Here is a 438-nt window from a genome sequence, read left to right as displayed (position 1 = left end):
CGCATTGCGGCCTCGATCTTGGAGATTAGCTTACGCTGCCGGTCCCGGGTGCGCAGTTCGATCGACCAATCGGTCTCGCTGGACGCCCGGTCGGTAAGATCTGCCTCCCGCAGGGTATCGACCTGAAGCTGCGAGATCGTACCCGCTGCCTCGCGCAGGATCGAATCCTTCCAGCCTTGCAACTTTGCGCGAAAATACGCCTGCTGACGGGGGTTCATGAACTCCTCGTCGGCGCTTGGCCGGTAGCCGTCGTCACTACCGACCTGCGGTACCGCGAACTTTTCGGAATCGTCCAATCTATTCAAGACAGTCGCAATCCCACTCTCTCCCCTCACGGTCACCCGAAGCTTAGTGCACCTCAGGACCTAGCAAAGGTCAACCCACCTGATGCGGGCCTATAGCCATTCCATTGAAGCACCACAAGAAAACCTGATGCCG

At 58.7% G+C, this 438-nt stretch carries 1 pseudogene; it reads right to left on the bottom strand.

What is annotated here, in order from left to right:
- Positions 1-296 (bottom strand): annotated as a pseudogene (locus AACY52_RS31545) (hypothetical protein); the annotation flags it as partial.
- Between the last annotated feature and the right edge of the window lie 142 nt (positions 297-438).

The organism is Pseudomonas sp. EA_65y_Pfl1_P113 (assembly GCF_963970525.1).
In the GTDB taxonomy this organism is placed as follows: domain Bacteria; phylum Pseudomonadota; class Gammaproteobacteria; order Pseudomonadales; family Pseudomonadaceae; genus Aquipseudomonas; species Aquipseudomonas tritici.
The sequence above is the reverse complement of the archived record's forward strand: the minus strand, read 5'-3'. Positions and strand labels throughout refer to the sequence as shown.